The following is a 19,848-nucleotide window of genomic DNA, read 5'->3' on the forward strand; positions in this document are numbered from 1 at the left end:
GCTTCCTAGGTCTCGAACAGGTCGATGACGTCGCCCTCGGCGAGGGAGACGACCGCCCGCTTGGTGTCGGTCTTGGAGCCAAAGGTGAGGGCACGTCGGTTGCGCTGACGCTTGCCCTTGCGGTTGAGGGTGTTCACCCGGGTGACCTTCACGTCGAAGAGCGCTTCGACGGCGTCACGGATCTCGGGCTTGGAGGCCCCAGGGTGGACCTTGAAGGTGTAGACGTTGTGCTCGAGCAGCGAGTAGGACTTCTCGCTGACGATCGGTTCGATGACGACGTCGCGTGGGTCTTTCACTGGTCGTCCTCGCTCGGGGTCGCGGGGGTGGTCGTGGGCAGCGTGTCGGTGGTGAAGACGACCCAGTCGCTGCACAGCACGTCGTAGGCGTTGAGCTCAGCGGCCTCGAGCAGGTGGACGTGGCCGAGGTTGCGGAAGCTCCTCCAGACGATCTCGTCATCGGGGCCGAGGACCACGAGGACCCGGCCGGCGACACCGATGGCGTCGAGAGCGGCCTTGGCACCCTTGGTGCTCGGGGCGTCGAGGCCCCAGTCGTCGACCACCACGACCTTGTCGTCGGCGGCCCGATCGGACAGCGCCGACCGGAGAGCCAGCTTGATCATCTTCTTGGGGGTGCGCTGGGCGTAGCTACGGGGCTTGGGGCCCAGCGCCACACCGCCGCCGCGCCACTGCGGCGACCGGGTGGAGCCCTGGCGGGACCGGCCGGTTCCCTTCTGGCGCCACGGCTTGGCCCCACCACCGCGCACCTCGGCGCGGGTCTTGGTGCTCTGGGTTCCTGCCCGGCGGGCGGCGAGCTGGGCGGTGACGACCTGGTGCATGACCGCGACGTTGGGCTCGATGCCGAAGATCTCGTCGGCCAGCTCGGCCTTCTTGGTCGTCTTGGCGCCGCTCGGGTTCTTGAGGGTGACCGTTGCCATCACTTGCCAGCCTTCACTGCGTCGCGGATGAGGACGAGGCCGCCGCGGGGGCCGGGAACCGACCCACGAACGAGCAGGAGGCCCCGCTCGGCGTCGGCGTCGACCACGGTGAGGTTGAGGGTGGTGACCTTCTCGGCGCCCATGCGACCGGCCATCTTCTTGCCCTTGAAGACCCGGGCGGGCGTGGCGCAGGCACCGACGGCTCCGGGCATGCGGTGCACGCGGTGGGCGCCGTGGGAGGCCCGCTGGCCCGAGAAGTTGTGGCGCTTCATGACCCCGGCGAAGCCCTTGCCCTTGCTGACGGCGGTGACGTCGATGAGCTCGCCTTTGGCGACCACGTCGACTGCGATCTCCTGGCCGACTTCGTACTCGCTGACGTCGTCGAGGCGAAGTTCGACGAGGCGCTCGCCGGGGTCGACGCCGGCCTTGTCGTAGTGACCGGTGGTGGGCGAGTTGAGCTTGCGGGCGTCGCGGTGTCCGAAGGTGACCTGCAACGCGCTGTAGCCGTCGGTGTCGGGGCGTTTGATCTGCACCACTCGGCAGGGCGCGACCTTGACCACGGTGACCGGGACGACGCGGTTCTCGTCATCCCAGACCTGGGTCATGCCGACCTTCTCGCCGACGATTGCCTTGTTCGCCATTGCGGCTGTGTCCTTCTCTGTGGTTGTCCCGACGGATGCCTCGCAGGCAGCGCCGTCGGCTCTTCACGCGAACGCTCCGCCCGGGCGGACCCGGCGGAGCGCCAGTTGGGTTGTGCCGTGCGGTACCCGCGACGGGCCTTCACGGACGTCGATTGGTTGGGAGTTCCGGACTCGTGCCAGGCACTGGTCAACAGGCCCCGGCACACGGAGCCGCCATCATAGCGAGCCGCGGCGCGTGTGCCAAGCCCGGCTGAGCTCGCCGCGTCGGGATCAGCCGATGATCAGGCCCATCGCCCCGGCCAGCTGGTGGAGTTGGCGCTCATCGATCCGAACCCCGCGCAGGTCGAGCGTGTGCAGGTCGGTGCCGTCGATCAGGGCACCCCGAAGGTCGGCTCCACCCACCGAGGCCCGGCTCAGGACCGCCCCGGTCAGACGAGCGTGGCGGAGGTCGGCTCCCCGCAGGTCCGAGTTCGCCAGATAGGCCCCTTCGAGCTTCACCTCACGAAGATCCATGCCCGCCAGCGGGGCGGCCGGGAAGTTCACCCAGGACCAGTCGCCGCCGGCGATCTGGAGTCCCTCGAGGCTGGCACCGAGGAAGTCGGTGCCAGCCAGGCGGCACTGCCAGAACGAGGCCGAGCGGAGGTCGGCGGCCCGCAGGCTGGCGGACACGAACGACGTCTCGTCGTGGCGCGAGCCGGCCAGGTCGGCCCCCGAGAGGTCGCAGTCGATGAACGAGCACCGCCGGGTACGGAGCCCACCGAGGTCGGCGTGGACGAACCGGCAGCGTTCGAAGGTGCAATCGACCCACTCCAGGGAGTCGGGCTCGGCGATGTCCGCTTCGGTGAAGACCTCGTGGGACCAGGCGGACATGGGGCCATCGTAGGAAAATACCTGTGCCGGTGACGCCGCCCGGGCCATGATGCCCGCATGGAGCACCTCACCACCTCCCAGCTCGGCGCTGCCCTCGACCACGTTCGAGCTGCGCCCGCCTCGGTCGGCACCCTCGAGATGATCGCCTGTCGCCCCGCGGTGGACCAGCGCAGGGTGCTCGACTCGGCGATCCTCGACCTCGAAGCGGGCTTGGTCGGCGACCAGCTCTACCTCGATCTCGACCTCAGCGTGGCCGACCTCCCCGCCGGGTCTCGTGCACTGCTGGCGACCTGCTCGGGCGCTAGGCCTGCTGGATCTTGATCTCGATGTCGACACCGGCAGGGAGCTCGAGGCGCTGCAACGAGTCGACGGTCTTGGGCGACGGCTCGATGATGTCGAGCAGACGCTTGTGGATCCGCATCTCGAAGTGCTCGCGGGAGTCCTTGTCCTTGTGCGGCGAACGGATCACCGTGTAGCGGTGCTTCTCTGTGGGAAGCGGGATCGGGCCCCGGATGGTGGCCTGGGTACGGAGCACCGTCTCGACGATCTTGCGCGTCGATTGGTCGATGATCTCGTGGTCGTAGGCCTTGAGCCTGATGCGGATCTTCTGGTCGTTCGCCATCGTCAGCCTCTACTTGATGATCTTGGTGACGCGGCCGGCGCCCACGGTACGTCCACCCTCACGGATCGCGAACCGCAACCCCTCATCCATCGCGATCGGAGCGATCAACTCGACCTTCATCGTCGTGTTGTCACCCGGCATGCACATCTCGGTCCCCTCCGGCAACTCGATGTGACCAGTCACATCGGTGGTCCGGAAATAGAACTGAGGCCGATAGTTCGAAAAGAACGGCTTGTGACGACCACCCTCATCCTTGGTCAACACATACACCTGACCCTCGAAATCGGTGTGAGGCGTGATACTGCCCGGCTTGGCCAACACCTGGCCACGCTCGACATCCTCACGCTTGGTCCCCCGCAACAAGATCCCCGCGTTGTCACCCGCACGCCCCTCATCCAGGCTCTTGCGGAACATCTCCACCCCAGTACAGACCGTCTTGACCGTCGGCTTGATCCCCACGATCTCGATCTCATCACCGGTGTGGACCACACCCGTCTCGATACGGCCCGTCACCACCGTGCCACGACCCGTGATCGTGAACACATCCTCGATCGGCATCAAGAACGGCTTATCGGTATCACGATCAGGCTCAGGCACAAACGAATCGACCGCATCCATCAACTCCTGCACCTGCACCGTCGACCCATCATCGCCCTCGAGGGCCTTGAGCGCCGACACCTTCACCACCGGCGTGTCATCACCCGGGAACTCGTACTCGGTCAACAACTCCCGAACCTCGAGCTCGACCAGATCCAACAACTCCTCATCATCGACCATGTCGACCTTGTTCAACGCCACCACGATCGCCGGCACACCCACCTGACGCGCCAACAACACATGCTCACGGGTCTGAGGCATCGGACCATCCGCCGCCGACACCACCAGAATCGCCCCATCCACCTGAGCAGCACCGGTGATCATGTTCTTGATGTAATCCGCGTGCCCCGGCATGTCCACATGCGCGTAATGCCGATTATCGGTCGAATACTCCACATGCGCGATGTTGATCGTGATCCCCCGCTCACGCTCCTCAGGCGCCTTGTCGATGTTCGCGAACTCGGTGAACGAGTTGTGCGACGGATCCTTGGCCGCCATCACCTTGGTGATCGCCGCCGTCAACGTCGTCTTCCCATGATCGATGTGACCCATCGTCCCGATGTTCACATGCGGCTTCGAACGATCAAACTTCTCTTTCGCCATCGGATTTCCCTGGAGACCTTTCTGAAAACGTGCCTGGAGGAGGGTACGGGGGGATGTGTGCGGAACTACTCGCCGCGAACTCGAGCGACGATCTCTTCCTGGACCGTCTGGGGCATCTGCTGGTACGAGTCGAACTGCATCGTGTACTGGGCCCGGCCCTGGGTCCGTGAACGCAGGTCGGTAGCGTAGCCGAACATCTCCGACAGCGGGACCTCGGCGGTGATGACCTGGCTGGTGCCGCGCTGCTCGGTGCCGGCCAACTTGCCCCGGCGAGCCGAGAGGTCGCCCATGACGTCGCCGAGGTAGTCCTCGGGAGTGACGACCTCGACCTTCATGATCGGTTCGAGCAGCACCGGCTTGGCCTTGCGGGCAGCTTCCTTGAACGCCATGACCCCGGCGATCTTGAACGCCATCTCCGAGGAGTCGACGTCGTGGTACTTGCCGTCGGTGAGGGTGACGCGGACGTCGACGGTGGGGTACCCGGCGAGGACACCCGCACTCAGCGACTCCTGGATGCCGGCGTCGACCGAAGGGATGTACTCCTTCGGGATGCGGCCACCGGTGATCTTGTCGATGAACTCATAGCCACCACCGGGCCCGGTGGGTTCCATGGTGATCTCGACCTCGGCGAACTGCCCGGACCCACCAGTCTGCTTCTTGTGGGTGTAGGTCGACTTCTCGACGGTGTTGACGATGGTCTCGCGATAGGCGACCTGGGGCTTGCCGACGGTGGCGTCGACGTTGAACTCGCGCAACATGCGGTCGACCAGCACCTCGAGGTGGAGCTCGCCCATGCCCGAGATGACGGTCTGGCCGGTCTCCTCGTCGGTGCGCACCTGGAAGGTGGGGTCCTCTTCGGAGAGCGAGAACAGCGCCTTGGCCAGCTTGTCCTGGTCGGCCTTGGTCTTGGGCTCGACCGCGACGTGAATGACCGGCTCGGGGAACTCGAGCTGCTCGAGCACGATCGGGTGGCCGGGGTCGCACAAGGTGTCGCCGGTGCGGGTGTCCTTGAACCCGATTCCGGCCACGATGTGGCCGGCGAACACGGCGTCTTTGTCCTCGCGGTCGTTGGCGTGCATCTCGACGATACGGCCCACGCGCTCCTTCTTGCCGGTGCGGGCGTTGAGCACGGTCTCGCCCTTCTCGAGCTTGCCCGAGTACACCCGGAAGTAGGTGAGCTTGCCGTGGGGGTCGGCCACGATCTTGAACGCCAGGGCCGAGAACGGCTCGTCGTCAGAGGCCTTGCGCTGGAGGTGCTCGTCACCTTTGAGGTTGATGCCCTCGATGGGCGGGAGATCGAGTGGCGATGGGAGATAGTCGACGACGGCGTCGAGCAGTGGCTGGACGCCCTTGTTCTTGAACGCCGACCCGTTCATCACCGGCACGAACTCGTTGGCGATGGTGCCGGACCGGATGGCCCGACGCAGGTCGGCGGCGGTGATCGCCTCGTCTCCGACGAACTTCTCGAGGATCTCCTCGTCGAACTGGGAGACCACGTCGATGAGCTTCTGTCGCCACTCCTCGGCCTCGTCGACCAGCTCGGAGGGGATGTCGACGATGTCCCACTTGGCACCGAGCTCTTCGTCGTGCCACACGAGGGCTTGCATCTCGAGCAGGTCGATGACGCCCCTGTAGTGGCCCTCGGCACCGATCGGGAGCTGCACCACCGCGGTGGTGGCATCGAGGCGGTCGCGAATGCTCTCCTCGGCCGCGTAGAAGTCGGCCCCCATGCGGTCCATCTTGTTGATGAAGCAGATGCGGGGCACGCCGTACTTGTTGGCCTGGCGCCACACCGTCTCGGTCTGGGGCTCGACACCGGCGACACCGTCGAACACGGCGACGGCGCCGTCGAGCACCCGCAGCGAACGCTCGACCTCGACGGTGAAGTCGACGTGGCCCGGCGTGTCGATGATGTTGATCCGGGTGTCGTTCCACATGGCGGTGGTGGCCGCCGAGGTGATGGTGATGCCCCGCTCCTGCTCCTGGACCATCCAGTCCATGGTCGCCGCGCCGTCGTGCACCTCGCCGATCTTGTAGCCGCGACCGGTGTAGTACAGGATCCGCTCGGTGGTGGTGGTCTTGCCCGCGTCGATGTGGGCCATGATGCCGATGTTGCGGGTCTTGTCGAGGGAGTGAGTTCGCGTCGTCATGGTGAGGGCTCTCTGCTCGGGCGGAGGCGGGTGGCGGAGTGGAAGGGAGGTACCGTCAGCAGCGTCGCGGCACGATCGGACGAACCGGGCCGAGCAACCGGCGGTGGCCGGGCCGGTCGCCGTCTACCAGCGGTAGTGGGCGAAGGCCTTGTTGGCTTCGGCCATCTTGTGGAGATCTTCTCGACGCTTGACCGCCGCACCGACGCCGTTGGAAGCGTCGAGGATCTCGGCGGCCAGACGCTCGGCCATGCTGCGTTCGCGACGCTGGCGGGAGTAGCCGACGATCCAGCGGATGGCGAGGGTGTTGGCCCGACGGGGACGCACCTCGACCGGCACCTGGTAGGTGGCACCACCGACCCGGCGGCTGCGGACCTCGAGCTGGGGCTTGATGTTGTCGATCGCCCGCTTGAGGGCGGCCAGCGGCTCTGCGCCGGTCTTCTCCTCGACGATGGCCAACGCGTCGTAGACGATCCGCTCGGCCCGTGAGCGCTTGCCGCGCTGGAGGACCTTGTTCACGATCTGGGTGACCAGCACCGACCGGTAGATGGGATCGGGCATGAGCTCGCGGCGGGGGGCGGGACCCTTTCTGGGCATCTCAGTTGTCCTTCTTCGCGCCGTAGCGACTACGGGCCTGTTTGCGGTCGCGGACCCCGGAGGTGTCGAGGGTCCCGCGCACGATCTTGTAGCGAACACCGGGGAGGTCGCGCACCCGACCTCCGCGGATCAACACGATCGAGTGCTCCTGGAGGTTGTGGCCCTCGCCGGGGATGTAGGCGGTGACCTCGATCCCGGTGCTGAGGCGCACGCGGGCAACCTTGCGCAGGGCTGAGTTGGGCTTCTTCGGGGTGGAGGTGTAGACGCGGGTGCAGACGCCGCGCCGCTGGGGCGCGCCCTTCAGCGCTGGTGTCTTGCCCTTCTCGGGCTTGGACTGGCGGCCCTTGCGGACCAGCTGCTGGATGGTGGGCACAGATGAACCTCTCGAAGCTCCTCGGACAGGGCCACGGCGCGACGGGGCGCCTTGGGCCGACTGTCCATCTTAGGGGGGTGGGGGAAAAGGTGGCAAACCCCGGCAGCCGCAGCCACCAGGGATGCCAAGGGCGGTGCTAGCTGGCCGGCTCGTCGATCGACGGCAACGAGATGACGTCGGCCCCTTCGCCTTCGAGCGCCTCGGCACCTTCGGCCAGCCACTCGGCGAGGTCTTGCTCCTCGCCGTCGGAGGAGTAGTACTCCATCGGCTGGTAGTCCGGAGCATTGGTCTCGATGTCGCGGTAGAGCGGGAGCCCGGTGCCGGCAGGGATCAGCTTGCCGATGATGATGTTCTCCTTGAGCCCGAGCAGCGAGTCGGAACGCGACTCGATGGCGGCCTCGGTGAGGACACGGGTGGTCTCCTGGAACGACGCCGCCGACAGCCACGAGTCGGTGGCAAGGGACGCCTTGGTGATGCCCATGAGCTCGGGACGGCCCTCCGCCGCCACCTTGCCCTCCTGCACCAGCATGCGGTTGGTGTCGGCGTAGGACTTCTGGTCGACCCGCTCGCCCGGCAGAAAGCCCGACTCACCCGGCTCCTGCACCGCGACCCGCCGGGTCATCTGACGCACGATCAGCTCGATGTGCTTGTCGGCGATCGACACGCCCTGGTCGCGGTAGACCTTCTGGACCTCTTCGACGAGGTAGAGCTGGGTGTCGCGCACGCCCTTGATCTCGAGCAGCTCCTTGGGATCTCGGGGACCCTCGACGAGGGCGTCGCCGGCCTCGATCGTGTCGCCCTCCTTGACCTCGAGCCGAGCCAGGTTGGGGATGAGGTAGCTGTCCTCGGTCCCGTCGTCACCGACGATGGTGACGGTCCGACCCCTGCCTTCGTCGTCGGCGATGCGGACCACGCCCGAGATGCGGGCGAGGGTTGCCTTGCCCTTGGGGCTGCGAGCCTCGAACAGCTCGACCACACGAGGCAGACCACCGGCGATGTCGCCGCCGGCGGCGATGCCGCCGGTGTGGAAGGTCCGCATGGTGAGCTGGGTGCCCGGCTCGCCGATGGACTGAGCGGCGATGACACCGACCGCCTCACCGAGCTCGATGGTCTTGCCGGTGGCCAGCGATCGGCCGTAGCAGAGCGCACACACCCCGAACTCGGCCCGGCAGGTGAGCACCGACCGCAGCCGCACCCGAGTGACCTCGGGATCGTCGCGGATGAGGTCGAGCTCCTCGTCGCCGATCTCGGTGTCGGTGGGGACCACGGTGCCATCGGACAGGGTGACGTCGGCCGCGAGGGTGCGACCGAACATCCGGGTCTCGAGATAGTTCCGCTTGTTGGCGGTGTCCGCCTCGACGTTGTCGAGCCAGACGCCCCGGATCGGCTCACCCTCGACCGCGCAGTCGCGCTCGCGGATGATCAGTTCCTGGGCGACATCGACCAGCCGGCGGGTGAGGTACCCCGAGTCGGCGGTACGCAGCGCGGTGTCGACCAGACCCTTGCGTGCACCAGGCGTGGCGATGAAGTACTCGAGCATCGCCAGGCCCTCGCGGAAGTTGCTCTTGATGGGACGGGGGATCATGTCACCACGGGGGTTGGCCACCAGGCCACGCATGCCTGCGATCTGGCGGACCTGGACCATGTTCCCCCGGGCACCGGACCCGACCATCATGTCGATGGGGTTGAAGTGCTCGGCCTTGAGTCCGACCTCCATCGCGGTGCGGACCTGGTCGGTGGCGTCGTTCCAGATCTCGACCTCCTTCTGGCGGCGCTCTCCGTCGGTGATGATGCCCCGGCGGAACTGGGTCTCGATCTTGTCGGCCTCGGCCTCGTGGTACTCGAGGATCGCCGCCTTCTCGACCGGGGTCTTGACGTCGTCGATCGACACGGTCAGACCCGACTTGGCGGCGTAGTGGAAGCAGGCGTCCTTGATGGCGTCGAGGCTCGTGGCCACCGCGGCCTTGGGGTAGTCGTTGGCCAACCGGTCGACGATCTCGCCGACCTGCTTCTTGCGCATCGTCTCGTTGACGAAGCCGAAGTCGTCGGGAAGCATCTTGTTGAACAGCACCCGACCGACGGTGGTGGTGAGGTAGGTGCGGGTGCCGTCTTCGGCGATGACGGCGACGGCAGGATCACGCCACTGGATCTCGGCGTGGATCGACACCTCGCCGGCTTCGTAGGCCCGCTCGAGCTCGTGCAGGTTGCGGAACACCTGACCCTCACCGGTGGCGCCCTCGACCTTCTCGGTGAGGTAGTAGGCACCGATGATCATGTCCTGGCTCGGCGTGACCAGGGTCCGGCCGTGAGCCGGCGACAACACGTTGTTGGCCGACAGCATGAGCACGCGAGCCTCGGCCTGGGCTTCGGCCGACAGCGGCAGGTGGACCGCCATCTGGTCGCCGTCGAAGTCGGCGTTGAACGCGGTGCAGACCAGTGGATGGATCTGGATGGCCTTGCCCTCGACCAGCACCGGCTCGAAGGCCTGGATGCCGAGGCGGTGGAGCGTGGGCGCCCGGTTGAGCATCACCGGATGCTCCTGGATGACGTCCTCGAGGACGTCCCACACCTGCGAACGGCGCCGCTCGACCATGCGCTTGGCCGACTTGATGTTCTGGGCCAGCTCCTGGTCGACGAGCTTCTTCATGACGAAGGGCTTGAACAGCTCGAGCGCCATCAGCTTGGGCAGCCCGCACTGGTGCAGGCGCAGGGTGGGGCCGACCACGATGACCGAACGGCCCGAGTAGTCGACCCGCTTGCCGAGCAGGTTCTGGCGGAACCGGCCCTGCTTGCCCTTCAACATGTCGGACAGCGACTTGAGCGGGCGGTTGCCGGGACCGGTGACCGGGCGACCGCGACGTCCGTTGTCGAACAGGGCGTCGACCGCTTCCTGCAGCATGCGCTTCTCGTTGTTCACGATGATCTCGGGAGCACCGAGGTCGAGCAGGCGCTTGAGGCGGTTGTTGCGGTTGATGACCCGCCGGTACAGGTCGTTGAGATCGGAGGTGGCGAAGCGACCACCGTCGAGCTGGACCATGGGGCGCAGCTCGGGCGGGATGACCGGCACGACGTCGAGGATCATGGCCTTGGGGTCGTTGACCCGGCGGCCCTGGTCGTCGCGACGGTTGAACGCGGTGACGATCTTGAGGCGCTTGATGGCCTTCTGCTTGCGCTGGGCCGACAGCGGACGCTGACCATCCTGAGGATCGATGGCGGCGCGGAGCTTGATCTCCTCTTCGTCGAAGTCGATGCGGTCGATGAGCGACTTGATGATCTCGGCACCCATGCCGCCCTCGAAGTACTCGCCGTAGCGGTCCGCCAGCTCGCGCCACAGCATCTCGTCCTCGATGATCTTGCGAGCGAAGAGGTCCTTGAACTCGTCGAAGGCCCGCTGGACCATCTCGAGCTCGAGGTCGTAGCGCTCGCGGACCGCTGCCATCTCCTTGTCGGCGGCGCGCTGGCGCGCCTTCAGGTCGGCTTCCTTGGCGCCCTCGGACTCGAGCTGGGCGATCTCGCCCTCGAGGGCTTCGCCGATGCGGGCCAGCTCCAGTTCGCGCTCGCGCTCGATCGCTTCGCGCTCGCCGACGAGCTCGGCCTCGAGGTTGGGGAGGTCCTCGTGGCGGCGGTCCTCGTCGACCCAGGTGACCAGGTTGGCGGCGAAGTAGATGACCTTCTCGAGCTGCTTGGCCTTGAGCTCCTCACGAGGCGTGGTGCCCATGAGCAGGTACGCCAGCCACGAGCGGGTGCCCCGCAGGTACCAGATGTGACACGCGGGCGCCGCCAGCTCGATGTGGCCCATGCGCTCGCGCCGGACCTTGGAGCGGGTGACCTCGACACCGCAGCGCTCGCAGATGATCCCCTTGAAGCGCACTCGCTTGTACTTGCCGCAGTAGCACTCCCAGTCCTTGGTGGGACCGAAGATCTTCTCGCAGAACAAGCCGTCCTTCTCGGGCTTGAGCGTGCGGTAGTTGATGGTCTCGGGCTTCTTGACCTCACCGTTGGACCAGGTGCGGATCGAGTCCGCGGTGGCGAGTCCGATCCGAAGCTGGTCGAAGTTGTTGACATCGAGCATGTGTGTCTCCTCAGCCCCGCTCGGCCTGACGGCGGGCGTCTTCTTCGTCGCTGCCGCGCTCGGGGCGGGACAGGTCGATGCCCAGCTCCTCGGCGGTGCGGAAGATGTCTTCGTCGAGCTCGCGCATCTCGATCTCTTCGCCGGTGGTCGACAAGACCTCGACGTTGAGACACAGCGCCTGCATCTCCTTGATGAGAACTTTGAAGCTCTCGGGGATGCCCGGCTCGGGGATGTTCTCGCCCTTGACGATGGCCTCATAGACCTTCACCCGGCCGAGGACATCGTCGGACTTGATGGTGAGCAGCTCCTGGAGGCAGTACGCGGCGCCGTAGGCCTCGAGGGCCCACACCTCCATCTCGCCGAAGCGCTGGCCACCGAACTGGGCCTTACCGCCGAGGGGCTGCTGGGTGATCATCGAGTACGGGCCGGTCGAACGAGCGTGGATCTTGTCGTCGACCAGGTGGGCCAGCTTGATGATGTACATGAAGCCCACGGTGATGGGGTTGTCGAAGGCCTCTCCGGTACGGCCGTCATAGAGCATGGCCTTGCCGTCGGTGCCGATCAGACGACCGCCGTCGCCGTAGCGCTCGTCGGTGGACTCGGGGTGCAGCGCAGCGAAGATCTTCTGGATCGTCGGATGCTTGCCCGCGTCCACCTCCTCGTCGTACTTGGCGCCGTCGAACACCGGCGTGGCGACCAGCGTCGACGGTGGCGTGTTGGTGCGGGTCTTGTTCTCGGTGCCCCGCACCGGCTCCTCGCCGACGTCGATCTTGCCGTCGCCGGACAGGTCCCAGCCCCAGCGGGCGGCGTAGCCGAGGTGGGCTTCGAGCACCTGACCCACGTTCATGCGGGATGGCACGCCGAGGGGGTTGAGCAGGATGTCGACCGGGGTGCCGTCGGCCATGAAGGGCATGTCCTCGACCGGCAGGATGCGGGAGATGACGCCCTTGTTGCCGTGGCGCCCCGCGAGCTTGTCGCCGACGCTGATCTTGCGCTTCTGGGCGACATAGACCCGAACGAGCTGGTTGACCCCGGGGGGCAGCTCGTCGCCGTCGTCGCGGTTGAAGACCTTGACGTCGATGACCTTTCCGGTCTCGCCGTGGGGCACCTTGAGCGAGGTGTCGCGCACCTCACGGGCCTTCTCGCCGAAGATGGCGCGCAGCAGACGCTCTTCGGGGGTGAGCTCGGTCTCGCCCTTGGGGGTGACCTTGCCGACCAGCACGTCGCCGGCGTTGACCTCGGCACCGATGCGGATGATGCCACGCTCGTCGAGATCGGCCAGGATCTCGTCGGAGAGGTTCGGGATGTCGCGGGTGATCTCCTCGGGACCGAGCTTGGTGTCGCGAGCATCGATCTCGTGCTCGTGGATGTGGATCGATGTCAGCACGTCGTCGCGCACCAGGCGCTCGGAGAGGATGATGGCGTCCTCGAAGTTGTAGCCCTCCCACGACATGAAGGCCACGAGGAGGTTCTTGCCGAGCGCCAGCTCGCCGTGCTCGGTCGAGGGACCATCGGCGAGCAGGTCGCCCTTCTTCACCTTGTCGCCGAGGGCGACCCGGGGCCTTTGGCTGATGCAGGTGTCCTGGTTGGAGCGCTCGAACTTGAGCATGCGGTGGATCTTCTTGCGACCGCCCTTGTAGTCGACGGTGATGGCCTTGCCGTCGACCTCGACCACCGAGCCGTCGTCCTCGGCCAGGACCATGTCACCGGCGTCACGGGCCGCGATGCCCTCGATGCCGGTGCCGATGTAGGGCGCCTCGGCCTTGACGAGCGGGACCGCCTGGCGCTGCATGTTCGCCCCCATGAGGGCGCGGTTGGCGTCGTCGTGTTCGAGGAAGGGGATGAGCGCCGCCGCGACCGACACGATCTGCTTGGGCGAGACGTCCATGAGCTGGACCTCTTCGGGCGCGACCGACGAGATCTCGGTGGTGGCACCGAAGAAGACGTCGCGCTCGAGCTGCAGCTTGAGCTCGCCGAGGGTCGCCGCCTGTGGTGAACGGCGCACCAGCACCCGCTCGTTGCGGAAGGTGCCGTCGGGGTTGAGGGGAGCGTTGGCCTGTGCGACCACGTACTCCTCTTCCTCGTCGGCCGCGAGGTAGACGACCTCGTCGGTGACCTTGCCGTTGACCACCTTGCGGTACGGCGATTCGATGAAGCCGAAGGCGTTCACCCGCGCATAGGAGCTGAGCGCTCCGATGAGCCCGATGTTGGGGCCCTCCGGGGTCTCGATCGGGCACATGCGGCCGTAGTGGCTGAAGTGGACGTCGCGGACCTCGAAGCCGGCACGCTCGCGGGACAGGCCACCAGGGCCGAGCGCCGAGAGGCGGCGGCGGTGGGTGAGCCCCGACAGGGGGTTCACCTGGTCCATGAACTGGGAGAGCTGGCTGGTGCCGAAGAACTCCTTGATCGACGCGACCACCGGGCGGATGTTGATCAGCGTCTGGGGTGTGATGGCCTCGACGTCCTGGGTGGTCATGCGCTCGCGCACCACCCGCTCCATGCGGGACAGACCGATGCGGACCTGGTTCTGGATGAGCTCGCCGACCGAGCGGATCCGCCGGTTGGCGAAGTGGTCCTGGTCGTCGAGTCGGTAGCCCGGCTCGGCGTTGACCAGGTTCAGCAGATAGGTCGTGGTGGCGAGGATCTCGGCCGGGGTGAGCACCGACTGGTCGGGCTCGGGCCGCTCGAGGGTGAGGCCGAACAGCTGCTCGATCTTGTCGAGCTCGGAGCCGAGTTTGCGGTTGAGCTTGTAGCGGCCGACCCGCGACAGGTCGTAGCGACGGCTCTCGAAGAAGGCGTTCTTGAAGTAGGCGCGGGCCGACTCGACCGAAGGGGGCTCGCCGGGACGGGCCCGCTTGTAGATCTCGACCAGGGACTCGTCCTGGGTGGGAGCCAGCTCGCGGTCCTTCTCCCACTGACCCTCGAGGAAGTCGAAGTGGCGGACGTAGTTGTCGAGGAACCCGGGGTGGCTCTCCTCGTCGAAGCCCAGCGCACGGAGCAGCGTGAACAGGCTGAGACGACGTTTGCGGGCGACGCGGGTGCCGGCGGTGACGTCCTTGCCCGGCTTCTGCTCGACGTCGAACTCGATCCACTCGCCGCGGTAGGGGTGGATGGTACCGGTGACCAGCTGGTGCTTGGTCAGGTTCCGCAGGCGGAACCGCTCACCGGGCTGGAAGATGACGCCCGGCGAGCGAACCAGCTGGGACACCACCACCCGCTCGGTGCCGTTGATCACGAAGGTGCCCTTGTCGGTCATCATGGGGAAGTCGCCCATGAAGACCGTCTGCTCCTTGATCTCGCCGGTGGAGGAGTTCATGAATCGGGCGCGCACGAAGATCGGCGCGCTGTAGGTCATGTCCTTCTCTTTGCACTCGTCGACCGAGAACTTCGGCGGTGGCCGCAGGTCCTCATCGTCGGGGTCGAACTCGAGCTCAAGCTGCAGGGCTTCGGTGAAGTCCTTGATCGGGCTGATGTCGGCGAAGGTCTCGGCGAGCCCGTGGTTCAGGAACCACTCGAAGGACGAACGCTGGATGGCGATGAGGTCCGGCAGTTCGAGAACCTCGTCGAGGTTCGCGAACGAGTACCGGGCCCGGGCGGTGGAGCGGGAGGACAAGGACGACTCCTCAGGCGGGGTGAGGCGCAGGCGGGAACGCCGAGCAGGGGCGCGAATGGCTCACCGCGAGAAAACGGGGAGCAGGCAGGCGTGCACGGCAACCAGTGATCCTATCGAGGACACACGCCAACGGTCAACCCGCGCCGAATCGAGGTCGGGGCGGAGCCGGATGAGACCCGAGGATTCAGGGCCTAGTGCAATTCCCGTGGAGGGTAAAGCCCACTGCTGCGAGGGTCAAGCCTTCCGCAGTTGCGATTGTGTGTCGAGTCCCGGCCAGCAGCGTGGATCGATCGGGCGCGCACCCGCCCGACCACGAAGGGCCGGGCGGGTGGGCTGACCGAGGCGACCCGATGGGTCGCGGCGTGACTACTTGAGCTCGACGGTGCCGCCGGCGGCCTCGAGGGCCTCCTTGGCCTTGTCGGCATCTTCCTTCGACGCCTTCTCGAGGATGGGCTTGGGAGCGTTGTCGACCAGATCCTTGGCTTCCTTCAGGCCCAGGTTGGTCAGTGTCCGGACCTCCTTGATCACCTGGATCTTCTTGTCGCCGGCCTCGGTGAGGACGACGTCGAACTCGTCCTGCTCCTCGGCGGCTTCGCCGTCTCCGCCGCCGGCCGGAGCGCCGGCAGCAGCGACGGCCACCGGTGCGGCCGCGCTGACACCGAAGCGCTCCTCGAACTCGGTGAGCAGTTCGCTCAGCTCGAGGACGGTCATGTTGGAGATCGTGTCGAGGATCTCTTCCTTGGTTGCCATTTCAGTTCTCCTCAGGAGTCTCGTCGGCCTCGGCGGCCGCGTCGGTGCCTGGCTCGGGGGCCTCGGCGGTGTCGGTCGGTGCGTCGGTCTCGGCGGTTGCAGCCGGGGCGTCGGCGGTGTCGGTCGGTGCGTCGGTCTCGGCGGTTGCAGCCGGGGCCTCGGCGGTGTCGGTCGGTGCGCCGGAAGCGCCACCCTGTTCGATCAGTGCCGCGAGGCCGTAGGCGAAGTTGCGCGGCAGGGCTTGGAGCAGCCCGGCGAACTGGACCATCGGTGCCGCCAGTCCCCCGGCGAGGCGGGCCAGCAGCTCTTCTCGGGGAGCGATCTCGGCCAGTGCCTTGGCATCGTCCGCGGAGAGGATCGCCTCGCCGAGCAGTCCGCCCTTGACCACCAGGTTGGGGTTGGTGCGGCCGAAGTCGCGCAGCGCCTTGGCCACGGTCACCGCGTCGCCTGGTGAGCCATCGGGGTTGGTCGTGACGAAGGCCATCGCGGTCGGCCCGGTGAGCAGGTCCTCGATGTCGAGGTCCAGCTCGCGGACGGCGAAGCCCACCAGCGAGTTCTTGTAGATCTTGTAGTCGCCACCGGCGGCACGCAGCGCCCGGCGCAGCTGGGAGATCGCCGAGACGTTGAGACCGCGGTACTCGGTGAGCAGCACCGCATCGGACTCGGTGAGCCGGGTCTTGACCTCGTCGACCACCGCGACCTTCTCGGGTCGTGGGTTCTCCATCTGCACCTCCTTTCTTTCCTGTCGGGGCCGGAACCGGCCGGTCGGTGTCGCTGCTCCGCTCGGAAACGGCGACGGGGCGCTCGCTGCAGACATGCGCGGGCGCCCCGTGGTTGGAGGTGTCCGCCTCATCGGGCGGGCCCTGGGGCCCTTTCAGTGCTGGGGCCCGAGGGCCTGTGCACACCGGAGGTCTACGGCGAGTCGAGATTCGGTTGTGCGGCCCGTTCGTGCTGGGCCGGTACAGGCGGGTCAGGGTAGCCGATGTCGACCGTGGCGGGCGAACCGCGGGCCGGGGCTCAGGCCGCGACCTCGTCGGGCTTGAGACGGCCCGGATCGACCTTGATGCCTGGGCCCATCGTGGTGGCGACGGTGATCTTGCGGAAGTAGCGGCCCTTGGACGACGCCGGCTTGGCACGGTTCAACTCGTCGGTGACCGCGTTGAGGTTGGCCATCAGGGCGTCCGCGTCGAACGAGACCTTGCCGATGGGCACGTGAACGTTGCCGCGGCGATCGGTTCGATACTCGACCTTGCCGCCCTTGAACTCCTCGACCGCCTTGGCGACATCGGTGGTGACCGTGCCGGTCTTGGGGTTTGGCATCAGGCCCCGCGGACCGAGCACACGGCCGAGCTTGCCGACCTGGGGCATCAGATCGGGAGTGGCGATGGCCACGTCGAAGTCGAGCATGCCTCCCTCGACCTGCTCGGCGAGGTCGTCGGCACCGACGTGATCGGCACCGGCCTCGCGGGCGGCGACGGCCGCATCGCCCTGGGCGAACACGGCGACGCGAACGTCCGTGCCGGTGCCCGACGGCAACGCCACGGTGCCGCGCACCATCTGCTCTGCCTTGCGAGGGTCGACGCCGAGCCGGATCGCCAGCTCGACGGTCTCGTCGAACGCAGCGCTCGCAAGCTGCTTGGCCAGGTCGATGGCCTCGGCCGCCGAGTGTTGACGGTCGCGGTCGAAACGCCTGGCTGCGTCGGTGTACTTCTTGCCTTTCGCCATGCTGGCTCCCTCAGGATCGTGGCGGCTGGGCGAGGTCCTCCCGGCGCGCACTCGGATGTGAAGCCGAGGGCTCAGCCCTCGACGGTGATGCCCATCGACCGGGCGGTGCCGGCGATCTGGAGCTTCGCGGCCTCGAGATCGTTGGCGGTGAGGTCGGGCAGCTTGGTCTCGGCGATCTCGGTGAGCTGGGCGTCGGTGATCGTGCCAACGCCTTCCTTGCCCGGAACCTGCGCGCCCTTCTCGACCCCGGCAGCCTCTCGCAACAGCACCGGCGTGGGCGGGGTCTTGGTGATGAAGGTGAACGACCGATCCTCGAACACGGTGATCTCGACCGGGATGATCGTGCCCCGCTGGGCCTCGGTCTGGGCGTTGTAGTCCTTGCAGAAGTCCATGATGGCCACGCCGTGGGGACCGAGCGCGGTACCGACCGGAGGCGCGGGCGTTGCCCCGCCGGCGGGGATCTGGATCTTGACGACCGCGAGAACCTTCTTCTTGGCCACGGGGGACTTCCTCTACCTGGGACGGGGCCGCCTGATGACGGCACGCAACGACAACCCCCCGGGATCGGGGGACGGACAAGTCTGCCGTAGGACCCGCTCGCCTGGCAACCCGGCGACCGGGCGACCAAGGCGTGGGCGGCTACAGCTTGGCGATCTGGGAGAACTCCAGCTCGACGGGGGTCTCACGACCGAAGATGTTGACCAGCACCTTGACCTTGAGCTGGTCCTCGTTGATCTCGACGACCTCGCCGGAGAAGTCGGCGAAGGGGCCTTCCTTGACCCGGACGGTCTCGCCCATCTCGTACTCGAGGCGGGGCTTGCCCCGCTTGGGCGCGGCTTCCTCGCCCTCGACCTTCACGGCGAGGAACGACTCGACGTCGCGGCGAGGAAGCGGCGAGGGCTTGGCGCCCTGCCCGACGAACCCGGTGACGCCCGGCGTGTTGCGGATCACGTACCAGGCGTCGTCGTCCATCTCGCAGCGCACCAGGAGATACCCCGGGAACATCTTCTTCTGGACCACGACCTTCTTGCCGCTTTTGACCTCGACGACGTCCTCCATGGGGATGACGACCTCGTGGATGCGATCCTCCAGGTTCATCGACGTCGCCCGGGCTTCGAGGTTCTGCTTGACCTTCTTCTCGTACCCCGACTGGGTGTGGACGACATACCAACGCCCGGGCCGGTCATAGGGGCTCTCCGCCGGCGGCTGGGAAGCCTCCTCGAGCAGATCCTCGGCGTCGGTCGCGGCGTCGTCGCCGGCCGGGTCCGGGGAGCCCGCGTCCTCGGCGGTTGCTGCGGCCTCCTGCGGGACGGCGGACTCCGCGGCGCTGTCGTCGCCGGAGATGGCGGCTGCGCCACCCTCGTCGTCGGTGGGCACATCGTCGGTGGGCACGTCGCTCATCTGCTCGTTCGTGTCGTTGATGCTCATCGTTCGATGACCCAGAAGATGGACTCGCCGAAGGCGTAGTCGAGCAGGGCGATCATGGTGGTCATCACGATGAGGGTGATGAGCACGATGATCGAGAAACGCACGACCTCCTCGCGGGTGGGCCATGCCACCTTGCGCAGCTCGCCCCGCACCTCTCGGGTGAACTGGACCGGCGAGGTCCGAGGTTCCTTGGGGCTGCGGCCGGGGCGCGGCTGATTCTTGGGCTGGGCGATCGGCGCGCCGTCGGCGCCGACCTGACCCTGCTTCTGCATCATCCGCTTCTGTTCTCGGTTCATCGCCATGACGGGGACCTGTTCTCGTGGGAGTCAACGGCACGACCGCCAAGGCGTCGACGGAGGCCGCATCAAGCAGGGCAGGAGGGAATCGAACCCCCAACCTTCGGTTTTGGAGACCGATGCTCTGCCAATTGAGCTACTGCCCTAGGGGGTGATCAGGACAGGTTAGCACTGCGTCCCGCCACCCCATCCAGCCGGCACCCGAAGCGACCGGCTCGACCGGTAGGGGCACCCCTCGGGTCAGGAGGCCTTGCGGTGCCTGGTCGCGACCACCAGGGCGCCCGCGGCACCTGCGGCCGTCGCCGCCGCCAGGCTCCCCAGATACACCGCACGCCGTCCCGACAGCATGAGTCGGATGGCGTGGCGTTCGCCCGCCTCCTCGAGGGTGGCGAGCACCTCGGGGAGCAGGCCCGGTGCCGGCTCGAGCACCTCGGTGCGCATCAGCCGCATCGCTCGCAGGATCCGGCGGTAGTGCACCAGATCGGCCTGGCAGCGCAAGCACTGCTCGACGTGGCGACGGCCACGCTCCTCGAGGATCGCCGATCCGTCTGCCACCCCCGCGAGCTCGTCGGCCACCTGC

The 19,848-nt window shown here is 66.9% G+C and carries 19 protein-coding genes and 1 tRNA gene; 1 reads left to right on the plus strand and 19 read right to left on the minus strand.

Annotated elements, in window-relative coordinates; all coding sequences use genetic code 11:
• Window positions 1-5: 5 nt before the first annotated feature.
• The 4 genes from rplW to U5K29_11965 form a co-directional block, all read right to left on the minus strand.
• The gene (gene rplW / locus U5K29_11950; GenBank protein ID MDZ7679253.1) at window positions 6-296 is read right to left on the minus strand and encodes a 50S ribosomal protein L23; all 291 of its coding nucleotides are present in this window, start codon (window positions 294-296) and stop codon (window positions 6-8) included.
• Window positions 293-934, minus strand: a complete 642-nt coding sequence (gene rplD, locus U5K29_11955) for a 50S ribosomal protein L4 (GenBank protein MDZ7679254.1) — start codon at window positions 932-934, stop codon at window positions 293-295. The genes rplW and rplD overlap by 4 nt, the downstream gene beginning before the upstream one ends.
• The gene (gene rplC, locus U5K29_11960) at window positions 934-1,575 is read right to left on the minus strand and encodes a 50S ribosomal protein L3 (protein MDZ7679255.1); all 642 of its coding nucleotides are present in this window, start codon (window positions 1,573-1,575) and stop codon (window positions 934-936) included. Before rplC ends, rplD begins: the two co-directional genes overlap by 1 nt.
• A gap of 270 nt (window positions 1,576-1,845) precedes the next feature.
• Window positions 1,846-2,445: a pentapeptide repeat-containing protein gene (locus U5K29_11965; GenBank protein ID MDZ7679256.1), complete on the minus strand. Its 600-nt coding sequence runs from the start codon at window positions 2,443-2,445 to the stop codon at window positions 1,846-1,848.
• Window positions 2,446-2,502: 57 nt separating this feature from the next.
• Between U5K29_11965 and U5K29_11970 the strand changes: the two genes are divergently transcribed.
• Complete coding sequence (locus U5K29_11970; GenBank protein MDZ7679257.1) at window positions 2,503-2,766, plus strand: hypothetical protein; 264 nt, start codon at window positions 2,503-2,505, stop codon at window positions 2,764-2,766.
• Here U5K29_11970 and rpsJ read toward each other — a convergent pair.
• From rpsJ to U5K29_12045, 15 genes are all read right to left on the minus strand, one after another.
• The gene (gene rpsJ / locus U5K29_11975; GenBank protein MDZ7679258.1) at window positions 2,747-3,067 is read right to left on the minus strand and encodes a 30S ribosomal protein S10; all 321 of its coding nucleotides are present in this window, start codon (window positions 3,065-3,067) and stop codon (window positions 2,747-2,749) included. The two genes, U5K29_11970 and rpsJ, sit on opposite strands and share 20 nt — an antisense overlap.
• 9 nt (window positions 3,068-3,076) lie before the next feature.
• Entirely contained in the window at window positions 3,077-4,267 is a 1,191-nt protein-coding gene (gene tuf / locus U5K29_11980) for an elongation factor Tu (GenBank protein MDZ7679259.1), read from the minus strand.
• Between the two features lie 65 nt (window positions 4,268-4,332).
• Window positions 4,333-6,417, minus strand: a complete 2,085-nt coding sequence (gene fusA / locus U5K29_11985; protein ID MDZ7679260.1) for an elongation factor G — start codon at window positions 6,415-6,417, stop codon at window positions 4,333-4,335.
• 123 nt (window positions 6,418-6,540) lie between these two features.
• Window positions 6,541-7,011, minus strand: coding sequence for a 30S ribosomal protein S7 (gene rpsG, locus U5K29_11990; protein MDZ7679261.1), 471 nt, complete (start codon window positions 7,009-7,011; stop codon window positions 6,541-6,543).
• Window position 7,012: 1 nt separating this feature from the next.
• Window positions 7,013-7,384, minus strand: a complete 372-nt coding sequence (rpsL, locus tag U5K29_11995; GenBank protein MDZ7679262.1) for a 30S ribosomal protein S12 — start codon at window positions 7,382-7,384, stop codon at window positions 7,013-7,015.
• A 136-nt stretch (window positions 7,385-7,520) separates the two neighbouring features.
• Complete coding sequence (locus U5K29_12000) at window positions 7,521-11,456, minus strand: DNA-directed RNA polymerase subunit beta' (protein MDZ7679263.1); 3,936 nt, start codon at window positions 11,454-11,456, stop codon at window positions 7,521-7,523.
• A 10-nt stretch (window positions 11,457-11,466) separates the two neighbouring features.
• The gene (locus U5K29_12005; protein ID MDZ7679264.1) at window positions 11,467-15,069 is read right to left on the minus strand and encodes a DNA-directed RNA polymerase subunit beta; all 3,603 of its coding nucleotides are present in this window, start codon (window positions 15,067-15,069) and stop codon (window positions 11,467-11,469) included.
• A gap of 366 nt (window positions 15,070-15,435) precedes the next feature.
• Window positions 15,436-15,819, minus strand: coding sequence for a 50S ribosomal protein L7/L12 (gene rplL / locus U5K29_12010; protein ID MDZ7679265.1), 384 nt, complete (start codon window positions 15,817-15,819; stop codon window positions 15,436-15,438).
• Window position 15,820: 1 nt separating this feature from the next.
• Window positions 15,821-16,543: a 50S ribosomal protein L10 gene (rplJ, locus tag U5K29_12015; GenBank protein ID MDZ7679266.1), complete on the minus strand. Its 723-nt coding sequence runs from the start codon at window positions 16,541-16,543 to the stop codon at window positions 15,821-15,823.
• A gap of 293 nt (window positions 16,544-16,836) precedes the next feature.
• A complete protein-coding gene (rplA, locus tag U5K29_12020; GenBank protein ID MDZ7679267.1) occupies window positions 16,837-17,544 on the minus strand; it encodes a 50S ribosomal protein L1 in 708 nt (235 codons plus the stop codon).
• Between the two features lie 71 nt (window positions 17,545-17,615).
• Entirely contained in the window at window positions 17,616-18,044 is a 429-nt protein-coding gene (rplK, locus tag U5K29_12025; GenBank protein MDZ7679268.1) for a 50S ribosomal protein L11, read from the minus strand.
• A 139-nt stretch (window positions 18,045-18,183) separates the two neighbouring features.
• The gene (gene nusG, locus U5K29_12030; GenBank protein ID MDZ7679269.1) at window positions 18,184-18,771 is read right to left on the minus strand and encodes a transcription termination/antitermination protein NusG; all 588 of its coding nucleotides are present in this window, start codon (window positions 18,769-18,771) and stop codon (window positions 18,184-18,186) included.
• A gap of 197 nt (window positions 18,772-18,968) precedes the next feature.
• Window positions 18,969-19,274 (minus strand): preprotein translocase subunit SecE, encoded by a 306-nt coding sequence (gene secE, locus U5K29_12035; protein MDZ7679270.1) that lies wholly within the window; start codon window positions 19,272-19,274, stop codon window positions 18,969-18,971.
• A gap of 67 nt (window positions 19,275-19,341) precedes the next feature.
• A tRNA-Trp gene (locus tag U5K29_12040) sits at window positions 19,342-19,414 on the minus strand.
• 94 nt (window positions 19,415-19,508) lie between these two features.
• Window positions 19,509-19,844, minus strand: a complete 336-nt coding sequence (locus tag U5K29_12045) for a hypothetical protein (protein ID MDZ7679271.1) — start codon at window positions 19,842-19,844, stop codon at window positions 19,509-19,511.
• Between the last annotated feature and the right edge of the window lie 4 nt (window positions 19,845-19,848).

Source organism: Acidimicrobiales bacterium, from assembly GCA_034521975.1.
Classification (GTDB): domain Bacteria; phylum Actinomycetota; class Acidimicrobiia; order Acidimicrobiales; family SKKL01; genus SKKL01.

What these genes read in the sequence shown, in the direction of transcription:
- rplD (MDZ7679254.1), bottom strand. Translation starts at nt 934, where the DNA reads ATGGCAACGGTCACCCTCAAGAACCCGAGCGGCGCCAAGACGACCAAG.
- rplC (MDZ7679255.1), bottom strand. Translation starts at nt 1,575, where the DNA reads ATGGCGAACAAGGCAATCGTCGGCGAGAAGGTCGGCATGACCCAGGTC.
- U5K29_11965 (MDZ7679256.1), bottom strand. Translation starts at nt 2,445, where the DNA reads ATGTCCGCCTGGTCCCACGAGGTCTTCACCGAAGCGGACATCGCCGAG.
- U5K29_11970 (MDZ7679257.1), top strand. Translation starts at nt 2,503, where the DNA reads ATGGAGCACCTCACCACCTCCCAGCTCGGCGCTGCCCTCGACCACGTT.
- rpsJ (MDZ7679258.1), bottom strand. Translation starts at nt 3,067, where the DNA reads ATGGCGAACGACCAGAAGATCCGCATCAGGCTCAAGGCCTACGACCAC.
- tuf (MDZ7679259.1), bottom strand. Translation starts at nt 4,267, where the DNA reads ATGGCGAAAGAGAAGTTTGATCGTTCGAAGCCGCATGTGAACATCGGG.
- fusA (MDZ7679260.1), bottom strand. Translation starts at nt 6,417, where the DNA reads ATGACGACGCGAACTCACTCCCTCGACAAGACCCGCAACATCGGCATC.
- rpsG (MDZ7679261.1), bottom strand. Translation starts at nt 7,011, where the DNA reads ATGCCCAGAAAGGGTCCCGCCCCCCGCCGCGAGCTCATGCCCGATCCC.
- U5K29_12000 (MDZ7679263.1), bottom strand. Translation starts at nt 11,456, where the DNA reads ATGCTCGATGTCAACAACTTCGACCAGCTTCGGATCGGACTCGCCACC.
- rplL (MDZ7679265.1), bottom strand. Translation starts at nt 15,819, where the DNA reads ATGGCAACCAAGGAAGAGATCCTCGACACGATCTCCAACATGACCGTC.
- rplJ (MDZ7679266.1), bottom strand. Translation starts at nt 16,543, where the DNA reads ATGGAGAACCCACGACCCGAGAAGGTCGCGGTGGTCGACGAGGTCAAG.
- rplA (MDZ7679267.1), bottom strand. Translation starts at nt 17,544, where the DNA reads ATGGCGAAAGGCAAGAAGTACACCGACGCAGCCAGGCGTTTCGACCGC.
- secE (MDZ7679270.1), bottom strand. Translation starts at nt 19,274, where the DNA reads ATGGCGATGAACCGAGAACAGAAGCGGATGATGCAGAAGCAGGGTCAG.